The 15230-nt window shown below is 38.3% G+C and carries 15 protein-coding genes; 5 read left to right on the top strand and 10 right to left on the bottom strand.

Annotated elements, in window-relative coordinates; all coding sequences use genetic code 11:
- Positions 1-194: 194 nt before the first annotated feature.
- Positions 195-560 (bottom strand): hypothetical protein, encoded by a 366-nt coding sequence (locus AC2SLP_RS01960; protein WP_486534942.1) that lies wholly within the window; start codon positions 558-560, stop codon positions 195-197.
- A 338-nt stretch (positions 561-898) separates the two neighbouring features.
- On the opposite strand from AC2SLP_RS01960, the gene purB reads away from it, so the two are divergent.
- A complete protein-coding gene (gene purB, locus AC2SLP_RS01955; RefSeq protein ID WP_486534941.1) occupies positions 899-2302 on the top strand; it encodes an adenylosuccinate lyase in 1404 nt (467 codons plus the stop codon).
- A 192-nt stretch (positions 2303-2494) separates the two neighbouring features.
- Positions 2495-3121 (top strand): DUF2238 domain-containing protein, encoded by a 627-nt coding sequence (locus tag AC2SLP_RS01950; protein WP_486535046.1) that lies wholly within the window; start codon positions 2495-2497, stop codon positions 3119-3121.
- An 82-nt stretch (positions 3122-3203) separates the two neighbouring features.
- Here AC2SLP_RS01950 and AC2SLP_RS01945 read toward each other — a convergent pair whose 3' ends face one another.
- Positions 3204-3383 (bottom strand): NF038104 family lipoprotein, encoded by a 180-nt coding sequence (locus AC2SLP_RS01945; protein WP_486534940.1) that lies wholly within the window; start codon positions 3381-3383, stop codon positions 3204-3206.
- A 267-nt stretch (positions 3384-3650) separates the two neighbouring features.
- Between AC2SLP_RS01945 and AC2SLP_RS01940 the strand changes: the two genes are divergently transcribed.
- Both AC2SLP_RS01940 and AC2SLP_RS01935 read left to right on the top strand, forming a co-directional pair.
- Positions 3651-4817: a JmjC domain-containing protein gene (locus AC2SLP_RS01940; protein ID WP_486534939.1), complete on the top strand. Its 1167-nt coding sequence runs from the start codon at positions 3651-3653 to the stop codon at positions 4815-4817.
- 340 nt (positions 4818-5157) lie between these two features.
- The gene (locus tag AC2SLP_RS01935) at positions 5158-5319 is read left to right on the top strand and encodes a hypothetical protein (protein WP_486534938.1); all 162 of its coding nucleotides are present in this window, start codon (positions 5158-5160) and stop codon (positions 5317-5319) included.
- A 289-nt stretch (positions 5320-5608) separates the two neighbouring features.
- On the opposite strand, the gene AC2SLP_RS01930 is transcribed toward AC2SLP_RS01935, so the two are convergent.
- A complete protein-coding gene (locus AC2SLP_RS01930; RefSeq protein ID WP_486534937.1) occupies positions 5609-6415 on the bottom strand; it encodes an enoyl-ACP reductase FabI in 807 nt (268 codons plus the stop codon).
- Positions 6416-6697: 282 nt separating this feature from the next.
- Between AC2SLP_RS01930 and folE the strand changes: the two genes are divergently transcribed.
- Positions 6698-7303 carry a GTP cyclohydrolase I FolE gene (folE, locus tag AC2SLP_RS01925; RefSeq protein ID WP_486534936.1) on the top strand — a complete coding sequence of 202 codons (606 nt, stop codon included), beginning with the start codon at positions 6698-6700 and terminating at the stop codon, positions 7301-7303.
- Between the two features lie 67 nt (positions 7304-7370).
- Here the strand turns inward: folE and AC2SLP_RS01920 are convergent, their stop codons facing one another.
- From AC2SLP_RS01920 to ppsR, 7 genes are all read right to left on the bottom strand, one after another.
- A complete protein-coding gene (locus AC2SLP_RS01920; RefSeq protein WP_486535045.1) occupies positions 7371-9086 on the bottom strand; it encodes a dipeptide ABC transporter ATP-binding protein in 1716 nt (571 codons plus the stop codon).
- A gap of 385 nt (positions 9087-9471) precedes the next feature.
- Positions 9472-10512 carry a tRNA dihydrouridine synthase DusB gene (gene dusB / locus AC2SLP_RS01915; protein WP_486534935.1) on the bottom strand — a complete coding sequence of 347 codons (1041 nt, stop codon included), beginning with the start codon at positions 10510-10512 and terminating at the stop codon, positions 9472-9474.
- 165 nt (positions 10513-10677) lie between these two features.
- A complete protein-coding gene (locus AC2SLP_RS01910; protein ID WP_486534934.1) occupies positions 10678-10878 on the bottom strand; it encodes a BCCT family transporter in 201 nt (66 codons plus the stop codon).
- A complete protein-coding gene (locus tag AC2SLP_RS01905) occupies positions 10793-11074 on the bottom strand; it encodes a BCCT family transporter (protein ID WP_486535044.1) in 282 nt (93 codons plus the stop codon). Before AC2SLP_RS01905 ends, AC2SLP_RS01910 begins: the two co-directional genes overlap by 86 nt.
- A gap of 86 nt (positions 11075-11160) precedes the next feature.
- Positions 11161-11586, bottom strand: a complete 426-nt coding sequence (locus AC2SLP_RS01900; protein WP_486534933.1) for an HIT family protein — start codon at positions 11584-11586, stop codon at positions 11161-11163.
- Positions 11587-11899: 313 nt separating this feature from the next.
- Positions 11900-13417 (bottom strand): Si-specific NAD(P)(+) transhydrogenase, encoded by a 1518-nt coding sequence (sthA, locus tag AC2SLP_RS01895; protein WP_486535043.1) that lies wholly within the window; start codon positions 13415-13417, stop codon positions 11900-11902.
- Positions 13418-13922: 505 nt separating this feature from the next.
- Entirely contained in the window at positions 13923-14801 is an 879-nt protein-coding gene (gene ppsR / locus AC2SLP_RS01890; RefSeq protein WP_486535042.1) for a posphoenolpyruvate synthetase regulatory kinase/phosphorylase PpsR, read from the bottom strand.
- Between the last annotated feature and the right edge of the window lie 429 nt (positions 14802-15230).

Below are 15230 nucleotides of genomic sequence, written 5' to 3'. Positions count from 1 at the left end.
TAATAAGTTGTTAGCTTTTAACAATTAATACCTATATGCACTGCAACCTTATGAGGGTGTGTTATTTAATAAATGAAGGAAAAAATAAAAGCCATTTTTATATTGAATAAAAATGACTTGGTATGGCTAAGTCTATACATTTATATATTATAGCAACATATATTAAGGTATTAGATAATCAATAAAACTTAATATCAATTATCTACGCAAACATATGCATATTTTTCAAAGGTTGCAATATCATTTGTGACTGAGTCGATATCAGCGTCATCATACGTTTCAACATCTATCAAATCTCTGCCTAAGCAATCAAGCGAAAACACTTCGCCATTATTTAACTGAGGGGTTTGAAACTTACATTTACCTTGAGTATAAGTACTGCCAAAGTAAGTACCAATATAGATAACGTCATCTTCTACCTTACAAGTATCAAGCATAGCAAATCTTGGGTTTTCGTAGTTATAATTACTAGGACTGCCACTACTATCAGAGTCTCCACCACAGCCTACCAAAAATGCAGATGCACTTAAAACACTTAGCCCAACTAATTTTTTAATCACCTTTAAGCTTTCCTTAGTCACATTAAAATTAAATCACATTGAAATTAAATTACATTGAAATCAAAGCTACTATATGTTAATGACTTATTTAATTCAATAGAATTAGACTTATTATTGAAAACTATAGAGTATATATTGCTATAATTGAGTTGTTTTAATAATAAAATCAATTATCACAATATATATAGTCAAAGAACTTTAAAGTAGTCGCAAGGCAACCGAGTGCAAGTACTACTAGGGTAGGCTTAACGAGGTTAACACCGTGACTCTTTAGAAGTTCGCTGACTATATCAGATATATAATACGTCGACACCAACCCACTGAGTTAAAGGATATCTATGTCTGCCTCTTTATCTGCGTTAACTGCCCTATCCCCAATTGACGGTCGCTATGCTAGCAAAGCTGATACGCTACGTGAGCATTTGTCTGAATTTGGGCTCATTAAAGCCCGTGTGACTGTTGAAATTCGCTGGTTACAATCGTTGGCTGATAATGAGGCTATTACCGAGCTAAAACCATTCGATGCTCAAACTAATGATTTCCTAAACGGTATCGTATCAAACTTCAGCGAAGCAGATGCTCAGTCAATAAAAGACATCGAAAAAACCACTAACCATGATGTTAAAGCGGTCGAATACTTTATCAAAAATAAATTCAAGGGTAATGCTCTTTTAGAAGATAGCCTTGAGTTTATCCATTTCGCCTGTACTTCTGAAGACATTAATAATCTATCGTATGCCTTAATGCTAAAAGATAGCCGTGACATAGTCGTAAAAAAACTGCAAGCAGTCACCGATTCTATTGTGGACTTGGCCAAAGAACATGCCAATCAGCCTATGTTATCGCGTACGCATGGTCAAACCGCAAGCCCGACTACTTTGGGTAAAGAGATGGCAAATGTTGCCTATCGCTTGGCACGTCAAATCAAGCAAATCAATCAAGTAGAACTATTGGGTAAAATCAATGGTGCCGTGGGTAACTACAACGCACATCTTTCAGCCTATCCTCAAATAGACTGGGCTGAACATGCTCAGAACTTTATTACCGAACGTTTAGGGTTGGAATTTAATCCTTATACCACTCAGATTGAACCGCACGACTATATAGCAGAATTATTTGATGCAGTACGCCGTTTCAATACCGTATTGATAGACTATAACCGTGACATTTGGCAATATATTAGCTTAGGCTATTTCAAGCAAAAGCTTAAAGAAGGCGAAGTCGGCTCTTCTACCATGCCGCATAAAGTAAACCCAATCGACTTTGAAAACTCAGAAGGTAACTTAGGCGTAGCGAATGCTATGTTAGCGCATTTAGGTGAAAAACTGCCTATCTCTCGTATGCAGCGCGACTTATCTGACTCTACTGTACTGCGCAATATTGGCGTTGGACTGGCGCAAAGTATGATTGCTTATGATGCGTGCCTAAAAGGTATTGGCAAATTAGAAGTCAATCCAGAGAAGCTTAATAGTGATCTAGATAACGCCCAAGAAGTATTGGCTGAGCCTATCCAAACTGTAATGCGCCGTTATAGAGTTGAAAACCCATACGAGAAATTAAAAGCATTAACGCGTGGTCAAGCCATGACCCGTGAAAAAATGCTTGAGTTTGTGAATGGCAATGAGCTAGATGCGGTACCAGAGGCGGATAAACAGCGTTTACTAGAGCTTACGCCTGCGACTTATATTGGTAATGCCGATGAGCAAGCGTTAGCGATTGAAGAGTGGATTGCCAAGCTTTAAGCTTAAGCCTTTAAGCTTTTAGGGTTAATCGTATTGAGGTTGTCGCTTTTAGATTGAGACTGTTAGCCTAAATAGTCAATAGCAGTCAATGAGAAGTTAAAAATGCATAATAAACATCTTGACTCAACTAAAGCTTCTTATAAAGGTCTTGAGCGCCCAGTTATTATCAGTTTGATAGCGGTCGTTGTGGCAATGATTGCAGTAACTCTCCTTCCGTTGAATTTTTCGCTCAATTGGCAGGACTACTTACTGCACCAAATGGGCACGGTTATTTTTATGGTGATGGTTTGGCTGTGCCATCGCTACCTTGCCACGTCAACTACCTCGTTTGTGCTGGCGAGTGTGTTTATTATTATCCATATCATAGGTGCAAGGTTTTTGTATTCCTATGTTCCCTATAATGAATGGCTACAAAGTCTATTTGGTTTTGACTTGAACAAAGCGTTTGGCTGGCAACGTAATATGTACGATAGACTGGTACATTTTAGCTATGGTTTATTATTGCTGCCTTTAATGGCAGATGTGTTTAAACGTCTGATACCTAGCTTAACTTTAAACGGCATGCTGTTATTAGCATTACAATTTAATCTTGCGACCAGCGCGCTTTATGAATTATTTGAATGGATACTAGGTATCACCCTATCCCCAGAATCTGCTGAAGCTTATAATGGTCAACAGGGCGATATCTGGGATGCTCAAAAGGACATTTTGCTAGCATTTGTGGGTGCACTTATTACTGCAATTGTTATTTATATTCATGCAGGATCTACAAAAGCGGACAATAACAATAATGTCAGTATTAAACACAATGACGTTTAAAAAATGACTTTCCTTTTTAAGTTAAGCTAATTTAAGCATGGCAACTGATAAACATGGCACCTTAATTTACCTTTAGTCTCTACTAATCGTCTTTATCATCATCCCCACCTGGTATAACTGCTTTGGTGACTGCTACTGTGCCTTTGACAACGCCTTTGGTAGTTTTATAAGCTACTTTGACAGGTACGGTAACGACTTTGTGTAAACACGCTTGTAAAAAGATACTACTGATAATAATGGTTAGGAATGTTAATTTATTCATAATTGCCTGTTGTCATTGATGAGCGAATTCAAAGATGTGCGAATTCAAAGATGTGCGAATTCATGATGGGCGAATAGGTACAATCTTAAACCATATTAGCGCTTTGCTAAAGCCTCAATTATAAATATTTAAAGATTTTCAATATTTTAATTTTTACATAGGCTAAATTTCAATTTAGCCCATCTATTAGGCTAAACGAATAAATTTATATTAAGGTTACATCCTCTTTGTATATAAAGATTATAAATAAAGGTTAAAAGACATAACATGAATGAGATACTCTACTGTCTGCCAGAACACATAACGCCTGAGCAGTTTTTGGCCGACTATTGGCAAAAAAAACCACTGCTCATTAAACAAGGTCTACCGCAACTAAAAGACATGTTTGAGCCAGATGACATTCTAGGACTCAGTCTTGATAAAGCCGCAACATCACGACTTCTAACTCAACATGCCTCGAAGGATGCCGATCAATGGAGATTACAGCAGAGCCCTTTAAACGAAAGCATGTTTGCTGACTTACCCGAGCAATGGACCGTCCTGGTGCAGAATCTGGAACAGTGGTCTCCTGAGCTCGGTCAACTTTGGAATGCCTTTGGTTTTATACCTCAGTGGCAGCGAGATGACATCATGGTGTCGTATGCGCCGGCAGGAGGTTCTGTGGGTAAGCATTATGATGACTATGATGTTTTTCTTGCGCAAGGATATGGGCACAGACGCTGGCAGTTAGGCAAATATTGCGATGAGCGAACTGTATTCATTGAAAACCAGCCCATTCGAATCTTTGATGATATGGGAGATATCGTGTTTGATGAAGTCTTAGCGCCTGGTGATGTGCTTTATGTACCGCCCAAACTTTCTCATTTTGGGGTCGCACAAGATGACTGCCTTACCTTCTCTTTTGGCTTTCGACGACCCAACCTTATGCAAGTTTTAGACAGTTTGGTCGATGCAGCTACCACGCAGCCCTCACTGTTCACGCCACTACTTTTAGAGCAGCCCCTACATGCATCTGGTAAGCTAACTCAAGACAGTATTGATCAAATTAAACAGTACTTGTTGCAATTGCTACACTCTAATCAAGGGGATCAGCTACTCGTTGAAGCAGTCAGTGAGGTGGTGAGTAAACGTCAATATGAACTGCTAGTCCCTGAAGAGACCATAGAAGCAGAAGAGCTACAACAAGCCCTCGAAGACGGTGCCGTTTTAAAACCTGATTTCAGTAGTCGTCTTATTTATACAGAGCTTGATGGTCAACTTAAGGTATATGCAAATGGACAACCTTTAGATGATATTGGCGACTTTGAAGCTAAGCTATTGCAGCGTTTGGCTGATGGTCACTCAATAAATATTAGAGATATGAACGAGGTACACGTTGATATTTCGTCTGTTATGACTTGGCTTGAAAACAGTTGGGTATGGTTAGATTTTTAGGTTAATAAATATTTTGGTGTTGCAGTAGTTAGCTAACTATCTAATGTTGAAAATTCAAAAATTTTTTAACATACATACTTGCTACTAAGACTGAGTTACCCCTTGATTTATAAAAGTCTACAGCTAAAACACATTTGAGTTTAACTAATGAATAATTAACTATATAATATTATTAGTTTACATATGTAAACACACATAAATTTTATTACTTTTATAATAGGTTATTACGATAAATATTTAAACTAAAAGTATTAATCAATTTATTCGCAAAATTTGTTATTGGGTTAGACAAATTATTTGTCTACTATTTTCAATAACTTATAGATAAGGGAGATCAACAATGTCAAACGACGCATGTAAAACCACTAAAATGGCAAGAACGGATATCAACCAAGATCACTTAAATAAAGAAGATCAACAACGCACTGATGATTCAGCTCTAGATATGATGCAAGGCATACATGAGCATGAAGATCACAGTGAAGAAGACAACAGCAACTAATTTAATTTATTAAAATAAACTTATTTGTTAGTTAGCAATTTAGATAAAATAAAAGACGCTTTTTAGCGTCTTTTGTTGTTTTTAGACTATAATATAATATGTGAGATAAGATAAAATTCTAATAGTATTTGTATGCCATACTATAGTCAAAGTAGTGCTAAATGATTATCTCGCAACTGAATTCTAGTATTTTTCATATAGGCTTAATGACGCTTATTTAAGCTAAACAAGGTTAACACCGTTACCGTTTAGTAGATCAATAACGACATTTAGTAGATCAAAAACGACATTAACCTTCAAAATCTACATCTAATAAAGCATTGCTAATTGCAACCGTATTAAAACCACCATCTACAAACAATATCTCGCCAGTGATACCTGAGGCCCAAGGTGATAATAAAAATAAAGAGGCATTCGCCACCTCAGCTTGGCTCACATTTCGTTGCAATGGGGCAAGTTTGGCATTGACATCAAGCATTTTTCTGAACGACTTGATACCACTTGCTGCTAAAGTACGAATAGGTCCAGCCGATACAGCATTGACTCTAATATCGTCTGCACCGAGAGAGCTAGCCAAATATCGCACACTGGCTTCTAAACTGGCTTTTGCCATGCCCATCACATTATAATTGGGTAGAACGGCGGTACTACCTTGATAGGTTAGCGTCAATAAAGACCCCTTACGTTTGGCAAGTAAACTGCGAGACGCTTTTGCAAGTGCAACAAAGCTATAGGCAGATATATCATGTGCTATTTGACTACCCTCACGCGTCGTAACCTCAGTAAAGTCGCCATTAAGCTCATCTGCAGGTGCAAACCCAATGGCATGCACAACACCATCTATCCCATCCCCCCAATGTTCGGTTACGGCCGCAAAACAACTGTTAATATCTTTATCTGAAGCCACATCGCAGCGTAGCACCATGTCTGCTTCGAATTTATCCGCAGCCATGTCTACCCGTTTTTTCATTTTATCATTGGGATAAGTCAGTATTAACGACGCCCCTTCTCTATGGAGCGCCTCAGCGATGGCCCAAGCAATAGATAATTTGCTCGCAATTCCCGTAACAACGAATCGTTTTCCTTGAAGTAGCATATTTATTGTCCCAACTGATTTAAGTTCACATTTTGCTTAGTTACGTTATATGAAATTGAATTGATATTTTTCGTAGATAATTATATTAGAATGTTTTTAAGTCTATATCTTTAGAACTATTGTATCGCAATGCTTATCACATTAATGAGAACCATTTAACCATTACGAAGGACTGTTAACCATTGCAATATACAAATTACCCCACATAATTTTAATAAAGACCTTTACAATTAAATTGAAGTCGTTAAGCTATACCCATCTTTCTTTTAGCTACGTATAATTATGTGTGATTCTATAAATAATTCGTCCGAAACCATTATACAACCTCAACTTCCTGATCCTGATTTGTATGCTCAATTAATAGCATCAACTGGAGAGGATTTAAGTCGCCCTGGATTAATTGATACACCAACACGCGCGTCTAAAGCATTTGGATATCTCACCCAAGGATATCATCAATCACTTGAAGAAGTGACCAACAAAGCTGTCTTTCCAACCGATAATTCTGAGCTGGTGTTGGTGCATAATGTAGAGTTTTATTCCTTATGTGAACATCATTTATTGCCATTTCATGGGGTTGCCCATGTTGGCTATCTTCCAAATGGTAAGGTACTAGGGTTGTCTAAAGTTGCACGTATCATCGACATGTTTTCTAGACGTTTACAGATTCAGGAGAACCTGACTAAGCAAGTGGCGGAAGCAATCATGGAGATTACCGACTGTCATGGCGTGGCCGTAGTCATGGATGCATCACACATGTGTATGATGATGCGCGGTGTCAGCAAACAAAACTCTAGCACCCGTACGACGTCGATGCTTGGTGTCTATAAATCAGACACTCAAGCACGTAGTGAGTTTTTGCAGGCGTTACCCCCCTCTAAACTTTAAATTTGAACCCATCGAGTATTGTATAGTTTTAAACTAAAATAACTATTGGTTAAGAGTGCGACTGAGCTTATAACTGGCTATCAAAAGTAGCATTGTTAACACTGGTTTCAATCAATAATTTTGAGTATGGATGGGTAGGCTGATTAAATAGTTGTTCTGTCGATGCGTATTCTACACATTCACCCGATTGAATCACCATAATATGGTGGCAGAGTGCTCTTACGACATTTAAGTCATGACTGATAAATAAGTAACTGATGCCATTCTCAAGTTGGATTTGTCTTAGTAGCTTTACTACTGCGATTTGCGTGCTGCTATCTAATGCAGATGTGGGCTCATCTAATATTATAAGCTTTGGCCGCATTACTAACGCCCTAGCCAATGCCACACGTTGCCTTTGTCCGCCAGAGAGCTCATGCGGATATCGATATGCAAAATCCTCAGGCAGTTGCACTGTTTCAAGTACTTCAAATACAGCACTTTTTCTTTGCGCAGGCGTTACTCCTTTGACCAGTAATCCTTCTTCAATAATCTGCATGATATTAAACCGAGGATTGATACTGGCAAATGGATCTTGAAATACCATTTGAATTTGTGAACGAAATGCGCGTAGTTGCTTACTGCTTAGGCTATTTATATCTTGACCATTAACCTCTATATGCCCTGTTACCTTGGCGTCATTACCTAACAATCGGGTTAAAGCCAATGCAATGCTGGTTTTTCCTGACCCTGACTCCCCGACAATACCTAATGACGCCCCTTTACCTAACCGAAAACTAACTTTATTGACTGCTGTCATCCATGATTTAGTACTGCCTAATATAGATTTTTTATCAGGAAATTCTATAGATAAGCTATCTACATTTAAAACAGGCTCAAGCTCTAAGTTTTGTTCTTGTATTGGATGTACCTTACCAAAATCTTGTTCAATCAAGGTTTGAGTATAAGGGCTTTTCGGGTTTAAAAAAATGCTATCACTATCCCCCTTTTCTATCACCTCACCTTGTTTCATGACAATAATTCTGTGGCTATGACGTCTAACTAAATTTAAATCATGGCTAATTAGAATCATCGCCATACCATGTTCATTTTTTAATCGGTTTAATAACTCAAGTATGTCATGTTGAAGGCTGACATCTAAGGCAGTGGTAGGCTCATCAGCAATTAATATCAGGGGATTTTGAGCTAATGCCATAGCTATCATCACACGCTGGCGTTGACCACCCGACAATTCATGCGGATATCTAGACAATTTGGATTCAGGGTCTTTGATATTGACATCATTTAACAGTTGAATAATGCGAGATTTGATTTGATGCTTTGGTGTGCCTATTAGTTGCAAGCTTTCTTGAATTTGCTTGCCAACGGTGTGCAGGGGGTTGAGCGCCGTCATAGGCTCTTGAAATATCATACCTATTTTACTGCCGCGAACGTGTTTTAGGGCTTTATCACGTTTGGATTGGCGCGCTAAGTTATCTGATGGATGATGAATAATAGGTAAGGATAGTCCGGAGTCATCTAACGTGCTGTCCTTTTCATTAATAGTCGCTTCACCGGTTACAGCCAACTGCTTAGAGGTCAAACCCAACAACGCTAAGGTTAATAAGGACTTACCTGAGCCTGACTCTCCGACGATAGCTAAGGTTTCACCGCGCGACACTTCAAACGATAGATCATGTACCAACGTATTGCTATCTGACTTAATATTTAAATGATTTACGCTAAGAATAGGCTCCAATGCTTTCAAAGTGCTAGATTTATCTTGTATCGAATTATCTAGCATAGATTGATTAGCATTTAAATTTGTTGATGAAATTTCTGCTGATGAAATTTCTGCTGATGACATTAGTGATGATGTCGATTCTGATGCCGACAATTGAGTTGATGCCAGAATTGATGATTCCGATTTCGATAATAACAATTTTGATGATGGCAGAGTTGATCCTAATAGGACTGATGTGTTTGAGGTTAAAGCGTCACGGGTATCGTTTTCATTGCTAACCATATATATAATCTCAAAGTTAAACTTAGATCAGGTTAAGCCTGACCAAATGATTTTATAGTCTTAAGGTGTGATAGTCTTAAGGCGTTATAGTTTTAAATATCGGTAGTTTAAGGCGTTATTTTATTAGAATGCCATTATGTTAGGGATTGGTAGTTAGAGCATGTTAATGACAGGCTTCTCTTACTTTATTAGAGGACAAAAAGTCTTGCACTACGTTATATTGCCCTGCTGTGGTTTCTTCACCATACATGGCCTGCCTAAATGCATTTGAATCTTCTATACCTGAAGTGTACCAAGCAATGTGTTTGCGAGCGATACGGCACCCTGAATATTCACCGTAGAACGCATATAGCGCTTCTAAATGTGACAACACGATTTCTTTTAATTCATCAAAGGTTGGCGGCTCAAGTAGTTCACCTGTCAGTAGATAGTGCCTAATATCGCGAAACAGCCACGGTTGACCTTGCGCAGCGCGGCCAATCATGATGGCATCACAGCCTGTTTTATTATATACCTCAACTGCCTTTTGCGGGCTATCAATATCACCATTTGCAATAACAGGAATACTGATTGATTGCTTTACTTCTTTTATAAGATCATAGCGAGCATCACCGCTATAATTATCTTCTCTGGTACGACCATGAATCGCTATGGCAGCTATACCTGCTTCTTCTGCTCGTTTTGCAATCCTCAATATATTTTCTTCACCATTAGCAAATCCCAATCGCGTTTTTAGCGTTACTGGCGCATCTACCGCCGCTACTGTAGCGTCTAACAACCGTGCGACCAACACCTCATCTTTTAATAAAGCAGATCCTGCAAGTTTTCTACATACCTTTTTTGCGGGGCATCCCATATTAATGTCTATAATTTGCGCACCATTATTGACTTGATACTGGGCAGCTTCTGCAAGCTTATCCACATCCGCGCCCGCAATTTGTGCCGATATCGGGGCTATCTCTCCATCAAAGTTAGCTCTAAATAGGGATTTTTTATGCGCATATAAAGTGGCATCTGCGGTCATCATTTCACTCACCGCATGCCCTGCACCGAAAGATTTACATAGCCGTCTAAACGGGTTGTCCGTCACGCCTGCCATAGGCGCAACCATAAGACGATTTTGTATCTCAAGCCCACCGACATTTAGCGGTTCTAATAATTTATGAGGTTTACCCAACGTATTACTGTTAAAAGACTGATTCATGACTCACTCTGTACTATTTATTATAAAGGTCACATTATAAAAAATCATATACTATAGACCGAACTTCTAAACGATTAAGGTGTTAACCTTACTAAGCCTACCATTTGTAGGATTTTTCAATCGTTTCCTTGATATGGTAATTATCAAATTTATTATAAGATAACCTTAAGCTATCTCAAATTTTAGAGCAATAACGTCAACAAAATTTCCAACTGGCCCATAAATATTTTCACCAATCATTTTTAAAAGAGTTGAGCGCATGAACAAGGGTAACCCATGTCTAAATCCTAAATAATCCAATACCAGTCCAGTAAAGGTATAATTTGACCAGGTATGTAAACCCCATTGGAAGTAGCCGATTTGCATGGCGTCTTTTGCAGCGTTGATGGCCTTTGACGTTGAATATGGGCTTTGTCGTTAAAATTGTTGGGTCTGCAAAATGTACCACTGGTTCATAAACACCATAAAATAGTAGCGCAATACCATAGCCTGCCGAAAACAGCATCTTAAACCATTCGCTAAATTTACAATTGGGTTCAGCATGATCTGAGCCTAGCTTAATCTTACCTTAGGAAGAGCTAGTGGCCTAGTAACAGGGTGAGTAACTAATGACTAATTTAATGAATGACGAATTTAGTGAATGACGTGTTAAGTGATCGCATCAGCTAGTTGCTTGGCTTGAGCAGCAAGCTCTTCCATATCTGCTTGACTAACTGCGTGTTTACCTAGCTCATGGATGCTAGATGGAATAAGATGCACGTGATAATGGAACACAGTTTGACCCGCTTCCGAACCATTTAGCTGCATTTGTACAATTCCTTCTCGATTAAACACCTGACGCTGAGCTTGCATAACTTTCTTAGCAGTCATTAACACCGCACTTGCGTACTCTGGCTCAAGCTGAGACAAGTCAACCGCTTTTTGTTTGGGTATCACTAAAACGTGACCTTTTGCTTGTGGCATAATATCCATAAATGCCAACGTCTTATCATCTTCATACACCTTATGACATGGAATCTCACCCTTCAACATTTTGGCGAAAATATTATCATCCTGATACGTTTGTGCGGTCATAATTATCTCCTTAATGAAGTTAGCAATCTATAGTACAAAACTGAAAAAAATATTCTCAACATTTACAAACTAGCACAAACTGACACGGTAACAATAGTTAGCGTTTGAAAGTCTATGACACCTATTTTATTGTGAACAAACTTTAAGACAAAAATCTAAGATAATCAATTTATCATTTACATATAAAGGTCTGATCATCAATAAAGAAGACTGCCTATAGCAGTCTCGTTAATTTAAATCTTTTGAATGATATCCATATTTTAAATAGTAAAATGGTTAGATAGCTTAGCTAAACCATTAGAAAGCTAAACTATTAAAAAACTCTATTTAAACCATTTAATGCAGCTACCCGGTAAGCCTCAGCCATCGTCGGATAATTGAACGTCGTATTTACAAAATACTCGAGCGTGTTATTACATTTCATGACGGCTTGACCAATATGAATAATTTCAGAAGCATGGTTGCCGTAGCAATGGATACCTAATATTTCAAGCGTTTCGCGGTGGAATAATATTTTAAGGACACCAGTACGCTCACCAATAATTTGAGCACGGGCTAAGTGTTTGAAAAACGCTTGACCCACTTCATAAGGCACACGTTCGTCGGTCAGTTCCTGCTCAGTTTTACCAATACTTGAGATTTCTGGAATAGTATAAATACCCGTTGGCACACTTGAAACGGGTTCAGCATCCTCATCCCCTATCATAAATGCCGCAGCACAGCGCCCTTGGTCATAAGCTGCGGATGCAAGCGAGGGCCAACCAATAACATCACCAGCCGCATAAATATTATCAACCTCAGTACAATAGGTATCATCAACTTTTAACTGACCACGTTTGTTGGCTTTAAGACCAACGGCTTCTAAATTTAAGCTTTCAGTATTGCCAGAGCGTCCGTTAGACCATAATATAGCGTCTGATTTGATACGCTTACCGCTTTTGAGATGCAGCACCACATAATCTTCATACGTCTCAAGCTTTTCTATCTCTTCATTATGACGCACTAAAACGCCGAATTGTCTAAAATCATGCGCTAAGGCATCACTGATTTCTTTATCCAGATATGTCAGTAATTCATCATGGCTATTGATTAGATCAACTTTGTAGCCAAGTCCTGTGAATATAGAGGCGTATTCGCAGCCAATCACGCCCGCACCGTAAATGATTATTTTGTTAACCACATAATCCATTTGTAGGATTTTGTCTGAATCAAATACGCGAGGATGTGTGAAGTCTAGTAATTCAGGATGATAAGGACGGCTACCTACCGTAATAATGGCTTTATTAAAAGTGATGGTTTCATAGCCCAAACCATCTCCAAGCTCAATTCTTAAAGTATGCTTATCTTTAAAACTTGCCCAGCCATGACGTACTTCAATTTGATTGCGCTCATAAAACCGCGTGTGCGTTTCCACTTGACTACGAACCACTTTTCGAGCCTTAGTAAGCACTTTATTTAAAGGAACTTGATAATAATCTAACCCTTGTGAGAATAATGGGTCACGGCGGTAATTAATGAGGTTAAAGACAGATTGACGTAACGCTTTACTCGGTATTGTACCCACGTGAGCAGAGTTGCCCCCTACTTTATCGCGCGGGTCCACAACAACGACTTTTTTACCCCCCTTTGCAAGCTTCATGGCTGCCGCTTCGCCAGCAGGACCGGCACCGATAACCACCGCATCATATTCGTACTCATGCGCATCTGTCTTAATTCGCTCAGAGTCTCTAGTGTATCCAGAGTTGATACGAATACGGTCATTATCCAGTGGGCTTATTAGGTTGGGATGGAAGCTTTGTTGTGTATCCTCTTTTGGCTTCGAGCTAAGCATATTTTGGTCAGCATTAGGCTGATGTTGAGGCGCATCACCGCTGTCTTGGTTAGATACTTCTACATTATTTTTAGACTCTCTAATGTCATTGGTCTCATCACCTTTGCGTTTTTTTGTCATATCGTCCTCATTTTAATTGGGTATTCATTAATCTGGTTTTTTTTTAAACTTTGTTTATATTAATCAGTATTAATAAGCATTTGGTTTAAAAAGATACTGAGCTTCAAAAGATATTAAGTCTATTTTTAAGCTATACGTAGTTTGAAAGTTATACTGTTCTCAAAAAATTATGATTGGTTTATTATATCAATTATTAATTTTGGAATTTAGCCCAGATTGTTCTAGACCTGTTAACTGAACCTAATACCTTTTTATATAAGTAGATAAGTATGGGTTTTATAAGTAAATAAGTTTGGGTTTTATAAGTATATAAGTATGGAATAAACAGTTATCAGGTTATTTGACAGTTAACAGTAAATAGCTTACAAAAAGCATGAATTTACGGCTACCCAATACGACGTTTTAATCCTGTGATTTGTAAAATACGTGTTGCAATCTCTTCTACTGACATTTGTGACACATTTAAGCTTGGTATACTTTGGGTCATATATATAGCTTGGATGGCGCGTTGCTCTTCTTCACATTGCTTATAACTGGCATAGCGGCTACCAGCCCGTCGCTCTTGACGAATCTTCTGCAAACGTTCGGTATCAATAATCAATCCAAACAATTTGCCTCGGTGTGGCTGTAACGCTTTAGGCAGTTGATTGTCGAATAAGTCATCTTCGGTTAATGGATAATTGGCAGCTCGGATACCAAACTGTAAAGCTAAGTACAATGAGGTGGGCGTTTTGCCAGAACGAGACACACCAATTAGAATGATATCTGCCATGTCATATTGACGCGTACGTGCCCCATCATCATTATCCAATGCAAAATGCACAGCGTCTATTCTAGATTTATAGGTTTCTGAATCCACATTGTCGTGAGCATGCCCAGAATGAACATCGGGTTCAACACCAATTTCATCAGTAATACGCCCTATCAGCCCTTCATACATATCAAGATTACAAGCTTGAGCAGAATTAATTACTTCACGAATATCTGGATCAACAATAGTATCAAAAACCAGCGGCAGTATTCCTGTAGTCTGATAGGCTTTATTGATATGCTTTACGGCAATTTGCGCCGTTTCCACACTATCTACATAGGGTATGACCCGTGTCTCAAAAGGCACACTCGCAAATTGACTTAAAATTGAGCGGCCGAGTGTTTCAGCGGTAATGGCTGTACCATCTGAGATGAAAAAAGCGACTCTGATGATCTGAGGTTTATCTACCGCCAAGGCACTTCTATTTTGAATTGTTGGCTTTGCTGATAGCATATTGTCTAAACTTTCCATACCATTCCTAATATAGTCATAATTTCTAAATCAAAAGCGAAAATTTTTTATAAACTTATTCTAGTCTAGGGTCTGTCGAATAAATACCAATATAGCTGTAGGGTTACCAAACTCGTACTCAGCTAATTGATGCTATAACTCGTACTCAGCTAATTGCTACTATAAATAATAACTTATTTACACCATCCTGTTGATTCTATTAGCGATAAAAAAAGATTAATCATACTAAAATTTATTAAGTTATATATTCGATACATTTTACCCATACCCTTATGTAGACGATTATTAATTATGGATGATATAGTTTGTTCCCATACCTATATTAAATTTGTATAACATCAGTGCACTCATTAATCTTATATTCAGTTTTTAACTAAATATAAAAGCCGCTGACTTCATATAAAATTCGCA

The organism is Psychrobacter sp. CX21, from assembly GCF_057396255.1.
This window is presented reverse-complemented; position numbering and strand designations above follow the sequence as displayed.